Source organism: Rhodococcus sp. 077-4 (assembly GCF_047782425.1).
In the GTDB taxonomy this organism is placed as follows: Bacteria; Actinomycetota; Actinomycetes; order Mycobacteriales; family Mycobacteriaceae; genus Rhodococcoides.
The window spans coordinates 91,916-107,601 of sequence record NZ_JAJPWC010000006.1 but is presented as its reverse complement, the minus strand read 5'-3'; the positions used below and the strand labels follow the sequence as shown (position 1 = coordinate 107,601).

Below are 15,686 nucleotides of genomic sequence, written 5' to 3'. Positions count from 1 at the left end.
GAATCATGAACGAACTCACCACCCTCGAACGTCGCGGAATGTCAGCCATTTCCACCGCCGACGGCAACATGCTCATCGTCGCCGGAGATCAGCGCAACGGCATGAAGGCCGTCATGACGGATGCTCCCGACGGCCCCGGCTCGGTCACGTTCGAGCAGCTCGCCGACGCCAAGGCCGATCTGGTTCGCTACCTGGGCAATTACGCTCCGGCGATCCTGCTCGACCCTGAGGTGGCACTACCGAAGATCGTCGACGAGGGTGTGCTCTCGCGCAACACCGCACTCGTCGTCGGAATGGACGCATCGGGCTTCGAGGAGACGGACGGACTGCGTTACACCCGTTACGTGGACGGCGTCACCCCGCGCGTCGTACGCGACCTGGGTGGCGATGTCGCCAAGATGCTCTTCTACATGCGTCCCGAGAAGCAGGGCGTCGATTCCCGTGTCGCCGAGGAGATTCGCGACCTCGTCAAGGCATGCTCCGCCGAGGGCCTGCTGCTCATCGTCGAGATCCTCACCTACAAGCTCGAGGGCGAATCCGACGAGGAGTACAAGGCCGGCTTCGGCAAGATCATTGCCGACTCCACTCGCATTTCGGTCGAATGCGGTGCCAAGGTACTCAAGCTCCCCTACCCCGGTTCGGCCGAAGCGTGCAAGGCAGTCACCGAAGCGGCACAGGGTGTTCCGTGGGCCGTGCTCTCGGCGGGCGTCGACCACGAGACATTCATCGAGCAGGTGCGTACCGCGGTGGCCAACGGCGCACGCGGCGCGATGGCAGGCCGCTCACTGTGGAAGGACAGCATGGCGGTCTCCGGCGCGACCCGCGAGGATCTGCTCACCAACCGAGCACGCCCCCGTCTGCGCGAGCTGAACGCGGCCGTCGACAACTGATCGCCGTCCTTCGACCGAGCCCGGACATCAGGCCTCGGGCTCGGTCGACGCTGCCTGAGCTATGGTGCAAGTGTGACGCGCAGCACAGTGACGTGCGTACCGAAAACTTCAGGAGCGAGATCGATGAAGAGCACCATGCAGGACACCCCCTTGTCCATCGGCCAGCTGGTTCGATTCGGCACGTCCATTCACGCCTCGGCCGAGATCACCACGTGGTCGGACAGTGGCCCGACCACCGTTACCTTCTCCGAGTTGGGTAGGCGAGCAGCGCAATTGGCGCACGGCCTGCGCTCGATCGGTGTCGACGACGATCAGCGCGTCGCGACGTTCATGTGGAACAACGCCCCGCACATGGAGGCGTACATGGCGGTACCCGCGATGGGTGCGGTACTGCACACGCTCAACATTCGACTCTTTCCCGAGCAGCTCACCTACATCGTCAATCATGCCGAGGACCAGGTGATCATCGCCGACGCGAGCCTGCTGCCACTCTTGACGCCCTTGCTCCCGACGTTCGAAACAGTCCGTCACCTCGTTGTCGTCGGAGTCGACCCCGCGCAGGTGAACGCGCCGGAGGGCATCGAGGTGCTCGGCTACGAGGATCTACTCGCCGGCAAGTCGGAGGAATTCGATTGGCCCGAGCTCGACGAACGGTCCGCTGCCGCAATGTGTTACACGTCCGGTACCACCGGCGATCCCAAGGGTGTCGTGTATTCGCATCGCTCGATCTACCTGCATTCGATGCAGGCGTGTATGACCGATGCGATGGCCATTGCGCAGTCCGACAAGGTACTGGCCATCGTGCCGATGTTTCATGCGATGTCGTGGGGATTGCCCTACGCGGCGTTGATGGTCGGCGCGTCGCTGATCATGCCCGACAGGTTCCTGCAGCCGGCTCCGTTGGCGGAGATGATGTCGACGTTGCGCCCGACGGCCGCGGCCGCGGTTCCGACGATCTGGCAGGCCCTGCTCGCGCATCTGGAGGATCACCCGGCAGATCTGTCGAGTTTGCGGGACGTGGTGGTCGGCGGCAGTGCGTGCCCGCCGTCTCTGATGCGGGCTTTCCACGAGAAGTACGGCGTACACATCTCGCAGGCATGGGGCATGACCGAGACCTCCCCACTGGGCACCTCCGGCAAACCCGATGCCGGACTGTCGCCGGAAGACGAGTTCGACTTGCGTTGCACGCAGGGCAGATTCGTCGCCGGCGTGAGGGCGCGATTGGTCGACGACGCAGGGACGGTACTGCCGTGGGACGGCAAGCAGGTCGGCGAACTCGAGGTGCGTGGCCCGTGGATCACCGGCAGCTATTACCGCGCCGACACGGACGACAAATTCGACGACGGCTGGCTCCGCACCGGTGACGTCGGAACCATTTCCCAGGGCGGCTACCTCCGGCTGACCGATCGCTCCAAGGACATCATCAAATCCGGCGGAGAGTGGATCTCGTCGGTGGAACTCGAGAACCAGGTGATGGAACATCCCGCCGTGCGCGAGGCTGCAGTCATCGGTGTGCCCGACCCGAAGTGGGACGAACGCCCCCTGGTAGCCGTCGTCGTCCGCGAGGGCGCCTCGGTGACGGCCGAGGAACTGAAGGAGTTCCTCGACAGTCGCGTCGCGCATTGGCAGTTGCCGGAGCGCTGGAGCTTCATCGACGAGGTCCCGAAAACCAGCGTCGGCAAATACGACAAGAAACGCCTGCGGAGTTCACACGCCGATGGAGCATTGACAGTCATCGAGCTGGCGTAAAGCGAACTACGAGGCCACAGCCGACAGCGGACCCGAGCACACGCTCTGGTCCGCTGTTCGCTGTCGCCGCCCGCAATCACTCCCGACGCAGAACCGAGGACCGGACAACGGAGCTAGTTGTGGTGCTTCACTAAACAAACCGGTAGTTCATATAACTATGGTCGATGCGGAATCTCGGTATGAATAGAGTCGTTCCAACAGTCCCCAAGTTTGCTACCGTTCCCTCGGGGTTCCGAGTAAACGGGATATGACGGGGCGCAACGATGCGCGGGGGTAATTGTGACCGATTCAAATCAGGTACTCGGGTTCGTGACGTTGGACGACAACTACGAAGAGCCGTTCGAGCTGACGTCCTCGCAGTACGCCATGTGGCTGGCGCAACAACTGCATCCGCATGCTGCGCACAGCGTGGCGCACTACATGGACGTTCGCGGCGACCTGAATTTCGATCTTCTCGTCGACTCGGTGCGTATCACCGCTGCCGAAACGGGGTCGCTGCTGACTCGCTTATTGGCCCCCGGCGATGGGCAGGACGGTCCGCACACCGTCCGTCAGTTCGTCGATGCGGCGATCCTGCCGACCGAACTCGAGTACTACGACCTCACTGGCTCTCCTGATCCGATCGCGGCAGCACGCGAATGGATGAACGCGGAGTTCACCGCTCGAATCGACCTGCACTCGACACCCCTGTCCAGGTCGGCCGTCCTGAAAGTCGGTCACCTGCGGTACTTCTGGTACGCGCGCGCACACCACACCGTCATCGACGGATTCGGTTCGGCAGTGGTCGCCGTCCGTACCGGCGAGGTGTACACGGCACTCGAACGCGGCGAGGTGCCGCCACCCCGCAAGTCGAGGCATCCGCGCGCGTTCGTCGAGGCCGAGGCCGCGTACCGGGCATCGGCGCGAATCGAGAAGGATCGCGCGTACTGGGCGGGGGTGTCGGCGGAATTGCCGGAACCCGTCTCGTTCTCCGGACGCACAGCCGAACCGTCGTCGTTCAATCATCGATGCGACAGAACACTGGACCTGCACACCGACCGGGCCCTTGCCAGTGCGGCCGGGACGTACAAGACCACCGTTGCGGCTCTTGTCGTCGCGGCATTCGCGGCGTACCTCGCCCGCGCGACCGACACCGACGACGTCGTTCTCACCCTCCCCATGGCTGCCCGTGTCACCGCCTGGGCGAGATCCTCCGCGTCCATGACGGCGAACGCCGTACCCATCGGGGCCCGTATCGAATCTACGACCACCATTTCCGAACTCATCGACACCATCGGCCACCGCATCGGAGGCGCTCTCCGGCACCAGCTACTCCCCGCAGCGGAGATCGCCGGAGACCTCAGGGCCTCGGGTGCCACCCTGGGACCGACCATCAACCCCATGCTGTTCGGCGACCGAATTCGGCTCGGAGATCTCGACGCGCGACTGGACCTGTTGACCTCGGGTCCGACGGCAGACATGGCCGTCACCCTGCACACGAACTCCGACAACGGACAGATGCGCGTGGACATCGAGGGCAACCCCGCCACGTACGAGCTCGCCGACATCGAGATGCACAGTGCGCGATTCGCTCAATTCCTGCACGAGTTCGCAACCCGGCCAACCGATTGCCCGATCGGGTCCATCGGTGTGCTCACCGAGACAGACCGTCATCTCCTGTTGCACGAGTGGAGCGGCGGAGCGCCTGCCGCTCTGGCGACTGTGCCGCAGATCTTCGATCGCGGCGTGCGGCTCGCACCGGATCGACCCGCGATCGTCGACGGTGACACCGTGGTCGAGTACCGCGAGCTCGACCGCCGCTCGAACATGTATGCGCGCCATTTGATCTCGATGGGTGTCGGCCCGGATGTGCCTGTGGCCGTGGTACTTCCGCGCTCTCACAGGTCGGTCACCATGGTGTGGGCCATCACCAAAGCGGGCGGTGCATACGTGCCGATCGATCCTGCGCATCCTCTCGACCGCATAGAACGCACGCTGGCGGACTGTGGCGCACGAGTCGGCGTCACGACGCGGGACCGCCTCGATGGACTGCCGTCCGACATCGATTGGATCATCGCCGAGGACAACCCCTTCCGTGGACTGGACGACGGTCCGATCCACGACACCGACCGCCTCACCCCGCTCACTCTGGATCACACGGCGTACGTGATCTACACCTCCGGCAGCACCGGCATCCCCAAAGGCGTTGCCGTCACCCATCGCGGTATAGGACCCATCGCCGACGCGGCCATCGCGGCCCACGCCACGACCGTCGGGTCACGGGTGATGCATTTCGTATCACCGGGTTTCGACGCCTCCGTGCTCGAGATGTTCCTGGCCTTCGGCGCAGGCGGCACCCTCGTGGTGCTGCCCACCGGCGTGTACGGCGGCGACGAACTGGGGGCGCTGCTCACCGAGCACTGCATCGACGCGGGGTTCATCACGCCGTCCGCACTGGCCACGGTCTCTCCCACCGCAGGGTCGACACTCGTCTCGATCGGAGTCGGCGGCGACGCCGTGCCGGCAGCGCTGGTCGACGACTGGGCTCCCGGACGCCGGATGGTCGACGTCTACGGCCCCACCGAGACCACGGTCGCAGTCACGCTCGGTGCCCTCGAGGCAGGAAAGAAGGTCGCGCTCGGGCGTCCTATCGACGGTATTCGCGCGTACGTGTTGGACAGCAGACTCCACCCGACTCCCCCGGGATGTGTGGGCGAGCTGTACATCGGCGGAACCGGCGTTGCGCGGGGTTACCACGCTCGACGCGGATTGACGGCGAGCCGATTCGTGGCCGATCCCTTCGGAGGCGGCCGGCTCTACCGAACCGGCGATCTCGTGAGATGGACCACCGCAGGCGAACTCACCTACATCGGGCGACGCGATCATCAGGTCAAGGTCCGTGGATTCCGGATCGAGCTCGGTGAGATCGAGGAGGCACTACGCGCTCACCCACAGGTCAGCGACGCCGTCGTCGTCGTCCGCGGCGACGGGGTGGCCCGCACTCTCGTGGGCTACGTCGTCGCAGAGAACGGTGCGATGCTCAGCCCCGACGAGGTGACGGCCTCGCTCGTCGGAGTACTCCCCGCGTACATGGTGCCCCACCGAGTGAACGTGCTCGATGCGTTCGAGTTGAACGCCAACGGCAAGGTCGATCGCCGCCGGCTCCCCGAGCCTGTCGAACAGGTCGTGGCCGAGCGACGCGAGCCGCGAACGACACAGGAAGTCGCTGTGGCGCAGATGTTCTGCGAGGTGCTCGACGTGCCGTCGGTCTCGGCCACGGACGATTTCTTCGCCCTCGGCGGCAACTCCTTGCTCGCCACCGTCGTCGCCGCGCGCCTCGCCGCCGACGGCCGATATCGCGTCGGCGTACGCGAGGTCTTTCTGCATTCGACGGTCGAGCGATTGGCCGCCGCCCTGGTCGACCTCGTCGATGACACTGGATGCACCGCGCCGGTTGCTGTTTCACGCACGGAGCCGTTGCCTGCTTCGCCCTCGCAGCGCAGCATGTGGTGGATCGAGCGCTACCAGCCGTCGGCGGCATACCACATTCCACTCGCACTCCGAGTCCGAGGCCGACTCGACATCCCTGCCATCCGGCTGGCACTCGAGGACGTCGTTCGACGCCACGAGAGCCTGCGTACCGTCTTCACCCTCGATCCGTCCGAAAGCTCGCCACTGCAAGTCGTTCTCGACGCTCCGAGCGCCCTGCACCCGTTGCCGTTCGACGCCGTGACGATCGACGGCACGGATGTCGACGACACAGCACTGCTCGCTGCGCTGACCGACATCGCAACGCGTCCCTTCGATCTCGAACACGATCTGCCGCTTCGGGGCCGAGCGATCTCGCTACCGGATCGCGACGAACACGTCGTAGCGCTCGTTCTGCATCACATCTGCGCCGACGGGTGGTCGCTCGGCGTGCTGGCTTCCGACATCGGCGAGGCCTACCGAGCTCGACTGAACGGCACTGCACCGCAGTGGGATTCGCTGTCGATACAGTACGTCGATGCCGTCGCCTGGCAGCGATCCGAATTGGGCGAGGCCACCGACACCGGCTCGTCGCTGAGCAATCTGAGGACGTGGTGGTCCGATACGCTCGCGGGCCTTCCCGACACCCGTCCGCCGGGCACCATGCGCGCTCGTCCGAGTACGCCGAGCGGTCTCGGCGCTGCCGTGTCCACCGTGCTGAGCTCCTACTTGAAGGCCGCCGTCGATCGCCTCGCCGCAGACACCGGATCGACCGAGTTCATGGTCGTGCACGCGGCGTTGGCGCTGCTGATGTCGCGTTCGGGCGTCGGCGACGATGTGGTGATCGGTACGGCTGTGGCGGGGCGCGGGCACCGCGACCTCGATCGCGTGGTCGGAATGTTCGTCAACTCGGTGGTCCTGCGCACCGCGGTCACGTCGAGCCATTCCGTGCGCGAGCACGTCCTCGCGATCCGCAGCGTCGACATCGAAGCACTCTCCCGTGGGCACATGCCCTTCGACTCCCTGGTCGAGCACCTGGACCCGGCACGCCTGCCCGGTCGTCACCCGCTGTTCCAGGTGATGTTGACCGAGCGGGTCACCCCCGATGTCGAGATGGAGATCGGGGGCGCAGCGGTGAGCGCCTACGACATCGAACTGCCCGTCACCAAGTACGACCTCGAGGTGGTCCTCGCTCGCTCGGCCGCGCGCCCCGGCGAGACGACAATCGTGCTGACCTACGCGCGAGACCTGTACGACGCGCCCACTGCCGAGGCGTTGCTGCAGCGCCTGACGTCCGTGCTCGCCCAGATGGCAGCCGAGCCGGGCCGTCCCATCGACCGGATCGACGTGCTAATTCCATCCGAACGCGCGCGGCTTCTACCGATGATCAGTGGTCGAACCGATCCGCGTGGTGTGAGCATCCACCGCGCTCTGCGCGACTCCGCGCGGCGTACGCCGAACGCGGTGGCACTGGTCGAAGACGAACGATCCATGACGTACGGCCATCTCGACGCACTCGTCACCCGAGGTGCCGCACATCTGCGCAGTCGTGGCGTGGGGGCCGAGACCAGAGTGGTCGGGATGTTGCCGCGCTCCATCGAATCGGTGCTGTGCGTGCTTGCCGTCGCCCGCTCGGGTGGGGTGTACGTTCCGGTCGATCCTGCCTACCCGGAGGATCGACGCGATTTCATGGTGCGCGACAGTGGTGCCGTCGTCGGTCTCACGCACCTGCGCGTCGACGGTTCGGACGGCTTCTGGTTGTCGATGGACTCGCTGTTCGCTCATGCCGCAACCTACGGCCGGGACGTCCCCGAGGTCTCGCCCACGAATGCGGCGTACGTCATCTACACCTCGGGAACCACCGGCACCCCGAAGGGCGTCGAGGTCTCCCGGCAGGCCTACGCCGACGCCGGGGCCGAGCTCGTGCGCGCGTTCGATGCCGACTCACGTTCTCGCGTACTGGCCTTCGCCTCACCGAGTTTCGACGCATCGATGCTCGAGATCGCGCTCGCGATACGCGCGGGCGGCACGTTGACGGTCGTTCCCGCCGACATCCTCGGTGCGGCAGAACTCGAAGCGGTGATCGACGTCCATCGGGTGACGCACTGCTTCCTGACGCCGTCGGTGCTGGCCACTCTCGACCTCGCCGGTCCCGCGCTGACGTCGATGACCACGATCGGAATCGGCGGCGAGAACTTCGGGCCGGAGTTGCTGACCCTCGCAGCGGCCGGCCGTCGCGTCGTCAACGTCTACGGGCCCACAGAGTCCACCATCTCCACTCATCTCCCCGCTCTCGACCCGACTCGGGACGTGTCCATCGGAATGCCGGTCGCCGGAGTCCGCGCAACCGTTCTCGATGCGCGCCTGTCTGCGGTACCGAGCGGGGTCACCGGCGAATTGCACCTTGCAGGTGGACAACTCGCGCGCGGATACGTCGACCGCCCTGCGCTGACGGCCACTCGATTCGTCGCCGATCCTTTCGGCCCTCCCGGGTCTCGGATGTACCGCACCGGCGATCTCGCATACGTCGACGGCGCACCCGAACCGACGGTGAAGATTGTCGGACGTAGTGACTTCCAGGTCAAGATTCGTGGTCTACGAATCGAATTGGGTGAAATCGACGCGGTTCTCGGCGCTGTACCCGGAGTCGATCTCGCCGTCACGAAGACGGCCACCACCCCGTCCGGCGAGGCGGTGCTCGTGTCCTACGTGCACGGCGAGAATGCCGTCGACCCCGACGTTCTGACCCGGATCGCGCGCGATCGGCTACCCCGGCACATGGTGCCCGCCCGAATCCTGGTGCTCGATGCCATCCCGCTCACTCCTGTCGGCAAATTGGACCGATCTGCCTTGCCTGCACCGTCGTTCGGCGCCGCATCTCTCGACGACCAGCCGCGGACCGAACTCGAATCGATTCTGGTGCAGATTCTGTCCGAGGTCGTCGACGTACCGTCGTTAGGAACCTCGGCCGATTTCTTTGCACTCGGCGGCACATCGCTGTCCGCGACGAGATACGCCACCCGGATCGGTGAACGCCTGGGCTACCACGTCCCGGTTCGGACGATCTTCGACAACCCCACGGTTGCCGAGCTCGCCACGCACCTCGATGCAGCGCAGGAGAACTTCGAGGAATCTGTGGCGCAATCGCATTGGCTCACAACCGAACTGATCGAGCGTGTCCGCTCCACGCGAGGCACGGCGATTCCTCTCTCGCCTCAGCAGCAGGCCATGTGGATCACGAGCCGAATCGCCTCGACGGCAACGGCATACAACATCGTCGGCGGCCTCCGCGTCACCGGTGCATTCGATCCGCACGTGTTGGAAGCCGCCCTGAACGACGTGGTGCACCGTCACGAGTCGTTGCGCACCACGTTCCCGACGACGGCGACGGGGCCGATTCAGCGGGTCTGGCCGGAGCGACGCATCGAGGTGAGCATCGCGGACTCGCGCGAGAGCTACTCGCTCGTCGACCTTCTGGCGCAGGCAGGTGCGCAGCCCTTCGATCTGTCGGTCGACCTTCCGGTCCGAGCCACGGTAGCGCGGATCGGCGACGACGAGTACGTGGTGGTTCTGGTGGTGCACCACATCGCCGCCGACGGTGAATCGATCGCCCCGTTGTCTGCTGATCTGTTGTTCGCCTTCACGACTCGCGAGAACGGCAGTGCGCCGGTGTGGCCCAACCAGCCGCTGCAATACGCCGAATACCAGCTCGCACTCGAGGCCGCGATGGCCGACGGAGCGCGAGCAACCGGTCTCGACTACTGGACCGAAACGCTGCGCGACGCACCCGTCGAACACGCCGTCCCGCTCGACATGCCGCGTCCGAGTTCTCCGACCGGACGGGCCGCCACCGTGACCGTGTCGATGCCTGCCGAGGTTCGTGCCAGGGTATGCATGCTCGCTCGAACTCATCGATCCTCGGAATTCATGGTGGTGCACACCGCGCTTGCAGCGCTCGTGTCCGATGACACCACGGACGTCGTGATCGGTACACCGCACTCGGGACGCGGCGGCACGGCTCTCGATTCGATGGTGGGCATGGCGGTCAACACGCTCGCATTGCGCACCGGCATCGCTCGGTCCGCGTCGTTCACGGAGGCACTGGCCGCAGTGCGCGAGACCGACCTCGACGCGTTCGAGCACGCGCTGATTCCGTTCGACGAGATCGTGTCGGCGTTGGGGCAGCCGCGTCACCCCGCCCGCAATCCCATCGTGCAGATCGTTCTCGCCGTACAGGATTCGCCGCCGCTGATGATCGATACCTGCGACCGAACGATCTCCACGATCGAAGCCCCGATCACGACGTCGGCGTTCGACCTTGTGGTGTCCGTTCGCCCCGGCCACGACGGCAGCGCCGACGTACGCATCACTTACGCGCGAGAGCTGTTTCTGCCCAGCACCGCTCGTCATCTGGCACAACGATTGGTCGAGGTACTCGATCGGGCCGCCGCGGCACCGTCGAGCACCGTAGGTGAGCTGCTCGACGCGTCGGCGATCGCTGCGTCTCCACCGACGTTGAGCGAACTGTTCCAAGCAGCTGTCGCACTCGATCCGAGTGCGGTGGCGGTCGCTGCGGCCGACGGTTCGATGACCTACTGCGAGCTGGACGATGCCGTTGCCGCCCTGACCGATTCGCTTCGGGCGGCCGGTGCGGGGCCGGGAACCTGTGTTGCCCTCGCAGCGCAGCGTTCCCTGGCATCGGTCACCGCGTTCTGGGCGATCGCTCGAACCGGTGCTGCCGTCCTGCCGCTCGACCCCTCCTACCCGAGCGAGCGGCTGCGCTACATCCTGGAGGATGCCGCTCCGATCCTGGGTCTGTGCGACGGCCCGGACGCCGACCTCCCTCGCGGGAACGTGCCGTGGACATCGATTCGGGACGTCGAGCCGGTCGTTACGAATGTGCCCGCACCACAGCCGCATCCCGACGACATCGCCTACGTCGTGTATACGTCCGGAACCACGGGTCGGCCGAAGCCGGTCGCGGTGACCCATCGCGGGCTCGAACGATTCGCGGTGTCATTGGGGCTGCTCTTCGACACCCGTCCCCGGTCCCGCGTTCTGCACGTGGCGTCACCAGGCTTCGATGCAGCGATTCTGGAAATGCTGTTGGTCGTCGTTCGTGGCTCGACCTGCGTGGTTGCCCCGTCGTCGACCTTCGCAGGCACACAACTCGGCAACCTGATCCGACGCGAACGCGTCGACACGATCTTCATCACCCCGGCCGCACTGGGAACGCTTTCGCCCGACGCATTGCTGTCGGTGACCACGATCGGCACCGGAGGCGAGGCGCTGTCGGCGGCTCTGCTGGACACCTGGGCCGAGGGGCGTCGCTTCGTCAACGCGTACGGCCCGAGCGAGTCGACGGTCGCCGCAACGATGGGTCTGCAAAAGACCGCTGTCGCACCGCATATCGGATCCGCGGTACCGGGCACGTCGACGCTGATCCTCGATTCCGACCTGCACCGGGTGGACGGACCGAACATGGGCGAGCTGTACGTCGCCGGGGCCGGACTCGCACGGGGTTACCTCGGGCGACCCGGCTTGACTGCAACTCGTTTTGTCGCAAACCCGTACGGTGCCGCGGGCTCACGTCTCTACCGAACCGGTGACCTCGTTCGCTCGGTCGCAACATCCGACGGCTCACAGTTGCGGATTCTCGGACGGTCCGATTCGCAGACCAAGATTCGAGGAGTCCGGGTCGAGCCGGCCGAGGTCGAGGCCGTGCTGTCGGCGAACCCGTCGGTACAGTCCGCCGTGGTGCTCGTCGAGGACACCGCGACCGGTTCGTCGCTCGTCGCGCATGTGAGCACCACGGACGTCGTCGATGCCGACCACCTCCGCGCGGCCATGTCCGAGGTACTCCCCCGGCACCTGGTACCCGCGCGAATTGTGCTGCACGACAGGCTCCCACTCACCTCACATGGAAAGGTGGATCGCGTCGCGCTCGCCGCGGGATCGGTGACAACCACCGTCGTGCGCGCGAACGGTTCGACGGTCGATGCGGTGCGGTCGGCCTTCGCCTCCGTGCTCGCGGTCGATGTCGATACCGTCGACGCGGACTCGGATTTCTTCGCCCTCGGCGGCAATTCCCTGGCCGCGGTGATGGTGATGGACACGCTCCGCGAACAGGTGACCGAAGCCGACCGGGACAAGGTCGACGTGACGTGGTTCTTCGACGTCGCAACACCCGACGCGATCGCCGCCCGCCTCGATGCACTCGGGCACAGCGGCGTCACCGACCAGAAGGCTCCTGTGACACTGCGCCCGCGATCGCCGTTCGACGTCCTGATACCGCTGCGTGGTGGGTCGTCCGATCGGGCTCCGCTGTTCTGCATCCATCCGGCTATCGGTCTGGTGTGGAGCTATACCGGGATTCTTCCGTATCTGGATGCGGACACTCCCGTCGTCGGGATTCAGGCCCGCGGCATCGTGACCAGCGCACCGCAACCGGAATCGGTGAAAGAGATGGCACGCGACTACGTCAACGCCATCCGCATGGAATTCCCCAAGGGGCCGTACCGTCTCGCGGGCTGGTCGCTGGGCGGGCTCATCGCGCAGGACATGGCCGTCGAATTCGAGAAGCAGGGCGAGGATGTCGAACTGATCGTGCTCGACGCCTATCCGCTGTGCGACGAGACGGCACCGAGGCAGGAGATGTCGGTGGCAGACCTGCTGCGCGAATTCGTGGGCGAGTTCGAGGTGGAAGACGATCTGACTCTCGACGACGCCATCGCTCTGGTACGCCGACAGGGCGGTGCGGCAACGTTGCTCGACGACGATCAGATTCGACGCCTGTACGACCGGTACCGTTTGTTCGTTCGCCTCGGCTACGAGCATCGGCCCGAGTTCTTCGGCGGCGACCTCACGTTCTTCTCGGCGTCTCGGTACCGCGGGGTGCCTCGATCACCCTGGGAATGGCGACAATTCGTCGGTGGGACCATCGCCGATCATCCGGTTCCGACCACCCACAACGAGATGGGCACACCGAAGGCCCTGGCCGAGGTGGCACGCAGCATCGAATCACGCACTCCGGCAGCAGCATCAGGGCAGTACCGATGAGCGAGACAGTGGTCGAGGTGCGCAACCTCGTCAAGGAGTACGTGGGCCGCAAGGGAAATCATGTGGCGCTCAGTGGCGTCGAACTGGTGGTGCCAGCGGGGACGGTCACCGCCGTGTTGGGGCCGAACGGCGCGGGCAAGACCACCGCGGTGCGGATCATCGCGACCCTCAGCGCTCCCACGAGCGGCACGGTGACGGTGGCCGGCATCGATGTGGCGCAGAATCCGCGGGCGGTGCGCGGAATGATCGGACTGTCGGGTCAGTACGCGGCCGTCGACGGCCGACTCACCGGGTACGAGAATCTGCGGATGCTCGGTCGGCTGTACGGGCTCGGTGGGGCGCGGGCCCGGACGCGGGCCAAGGAATTGCTGGCGATGTTCCACCTCGAGGACGCAGCCGGACGGGCCGCGTCCACGTACTCGGGTGGTATGCGTCGACGCCTCGACCTGGCCGGTGCCTTGGTGGCGCGGCCACCGTTGGTGATTCTCGACGAACCGACCACCGGCCTCGATCCGCGCAGTCGCGGCGAGCTCTGGGACGTGGTCGAAGGACTGACCGCGGACGGCACGGCAGTACTACTGACAACGCAGTACCTCGACGAGGCCGAGCGGTTGGCCGACGACGTGGTGGTGTTCGACAAGGGCCGCGTGGTCGCCGAGGGCACACCGACGCAATTGAAGTCTCGACTGCGTGTGCCGAGCGCGCACGTACAGGTTCTCAATCCCAACAGTCTGAGAGTGGCGACCGAGTTGTTGTCTCGCATGAACGTTCGCACCGACCCCGCCACCATCCGCGACGGCTGGTTCGCCGCAGATGCTCCGTACGGCACGCGCTCGCTGATGCTGATCCTGTCCCGTCTGTACGGCACGGGCATCGACGTCCACGACGCCTACGTGAGCGCACCGAATCTCGACGACGTCTTCTTCGATCTGACCGGTGACGAGGATGCCGGCCGTCGTCACATGGGTGCCCCATTGGCAGAGAGGATCGTTCGATGACCACGGTGGCTGCGCGACCCGTTCGACGCGAGGGAATCGGCAGCTTCCTCGTAGACTGCGCGACGATGACGCAGCGCAACTTGTTGGTGATCCTGCGCGTTCCACAGTTGCTGCTCGGTGCGACGGTCCAGCCACTGATGTTCGTGCTGCTGTTCTCCTACGTCCTCGGCGGCGCGCTCGGCGGAAGCGAGTACCGACAATTCCTGATGGGCGGAATCTTCACGCAGACAGTGGTGTTCAGTGCCGGGTTCACCGCCATCGGATTGGCCACCGACAGTCGCGAGGGAATTGTCGAGCGATTCCACTCGTTGCCGATGTCGCGGTTGGCGATCGTGTTGGGGCGCACCCTGACCGATGCGCTGGTATCGGTGGTGAGTATCGCCGTGATGATCGGTGCGGGATTGGTTGTCGGATGGCGCATCAACGGCTCACTCGGTTCTACCCTGGGAGCAATCGCTCTGTTGGTGTTCTTCGGCTTCGCGATGTCATGGATGGGTGCCGTCGTCGGATTGATCTCGGCCACAGCCGAAAGCGCCCAGAGCGTTCTGATGATCATCGTGTTCCCGCTGACCTTCATCTCGTCGGCCTTCATCCCGTCGGCGACGCTGCCTGGTCCACTGCGTTTATTCGCGCAGTGGAACCCGGTCACATCGGTGGCACGAGCGACCCGCGAGGCGTTCGGTAATCCCATCGCACCGTCGACGTTGATCAACGAACCGGTGACCTGGGCGTCGTCGAATCCAATGCTGTACTCCTTCATCGCCTCGATCGTGCTGCTGACGATCTTCGTGCCCCTGACGCTGAAAGTCTCGCGCGGCCGGGTGGGGTGACGGCAGTTCGGGCAGAATTTCTTCCAACTTGTCCAATACATCCTGTCCAATTGCATGTGGTATTTGGTCCGCAGACCACATGCAATTGCTACTTTGCCGAGGCACACGACTGGAGCGATCGTTCGACCAGAGATAGTCGCTCTCGGGGAGAGCGCCGCCGTCACCGGTTCGCAACCAACCGTCATCGACGTTCACGGTATAGCCCAGTCCGGTGGCGAATGGGTCTCGTCGTTGAAACTGGGGAGTCAGGTGATGGACAGCCCGAAAGTTCGTGATTCCGCGTTGATCGACGTCCCCGCTTCGACGCGGGACGCGGCCCTTGGTGGCCATCGTCGTCCGCGAGGGCGTTCAGGAAGGGAACAAGGAGTTCCTCGACAGCCGCGTGGCTCACTGGCAGCTGCCGGAGCGCTAGACGTTCATCGACGAGGTCTAGAAGACCAGCGTCGGCAAGTACGACAGAAGCGACTGTACAACTTCTAATCCCCCCCGTCACGTTGAACGCTTTCGACCTACTGCAAGCGTTGAATTACGGCTGGTTCCGTTTCAGTACGTTACAAAGCAGGTTCAGGGGAGCGGCCACCAAACTTTAGGTCAGCACAGAAGCAAGAAAATCCTTCGACCGTGGGAAATCATAATTTGCATTATTAGCAGCGCGGATTCAGCATGCCTCCCGCTGCCTAGATTGTGATTCGGCCCCTTTTGGCACAGACTCG

Annotated in this window: 5 protein-coding genes; all 5 read left to right on the top strand. The window is 65.0% G+C overall.

The window, feature by feature from the left end; all coding sequences use genetic code 11:
• Positions 1 to 5: 5 nt before the first annotated feature.
• The 5 genes from ACNEOT_RS23425 (at position 6) to ACNEOT_RS23405 (ending at position 14,973) form a co-directional block, all read left to right on the top strand.
• Entirely contained in the window at positions 6 to 890 is an 885-nt protein-coding gene (locus ACNEOT_RS23425; RefSeq protein WP_415977047.1) for a hypothetical protein, read from the top strand.
• A gap of 123 nt (positions 891 to 1,013) precedes the next feature.
• On the top strand, positions 1,014 to 2,639 hold the full coding sequence (locus tag ACNEOT_RS23420; protein ID WP_415977046.1) for a long-chain fatty acid--CoA ligase: 1,626 nt from the start codon (positions 1,014 to 1,016) through the stop codon (positions 2,637 to 2,639).
• Positions 2,640 to 2,918: 279 nt separating this feature from the next.
• Positions 2,919 to 13,145, top strand: coding sequence for an amino acid adenylation domain-containing protein (locus tag ACNEOT_RS23415; protein WP_415977044.1), 10,227 nt, complete (start codon positions 2,919 to 2,921; stop codon positions 13,143 to 13,145).
• Entirely contained in the window at positions 13,142 to 14,143 is a 1,002-nt protein-coding gene (locus tag ACNEOT_RS23410) for an ABC transporter ATP-binding protein (RefSeq protein ID WP_415977043.1), read from the top strand. Before ACNEOT_RS23415 ends, ACNEOT_RS23410 begins: the two co-directional genes overlap by 4 nt.
• Complete coding sequence (locus ACNEOT_RS23405) at positions 14,140 to 14,973, top strand: ABC transporter permease (protein ID WP_415977042.1); 834 nt, start codon at positions 14,140 to 14,142, stop codon at positions 14,971 to 14,973. Before ACNEOT_RS23410 ends, ACNEOT_RS23405 begins: the two co-directional genes overlap by 4 nt.
• The last annotated feature ends 713 nt before the right edge of the window (positions 14,974 to 15,686 follow it).

Excerpts from the sequence above, each read along its gene's own strand:
- ACNEOT_RS23425 (WP_415977047.1), top strand. The coding sequence starts at position 6 with ATGAACGAACTCACCACCCTCGAACGTCGCGGAATGTCAGCCATTTCC.
- ACNEOT_RS23420 (WP_415977046.1), top strand. The coding sequence starts at position 1,014 with ATGAAGAGCACCATGCAGGACACCCCCTTGTCCATCGGCCAGCTGGTT.
- ACNEOT_RS23410 (WP_415977043.1), top strand. The coding sequence starts at position 13,142 with ATGAGCGAGACAGTGGTCGAGGTGCGCAACCTCGTCAAGGAGTACGTG.
- ACNEOT_RS23405 (WP_415977042.1), top strand. The coding sequence starts at position 14,140 with ATGACCACGGTGGCTGCGCGACCCGTTCGACGCGAGGGAATCGGCAGC.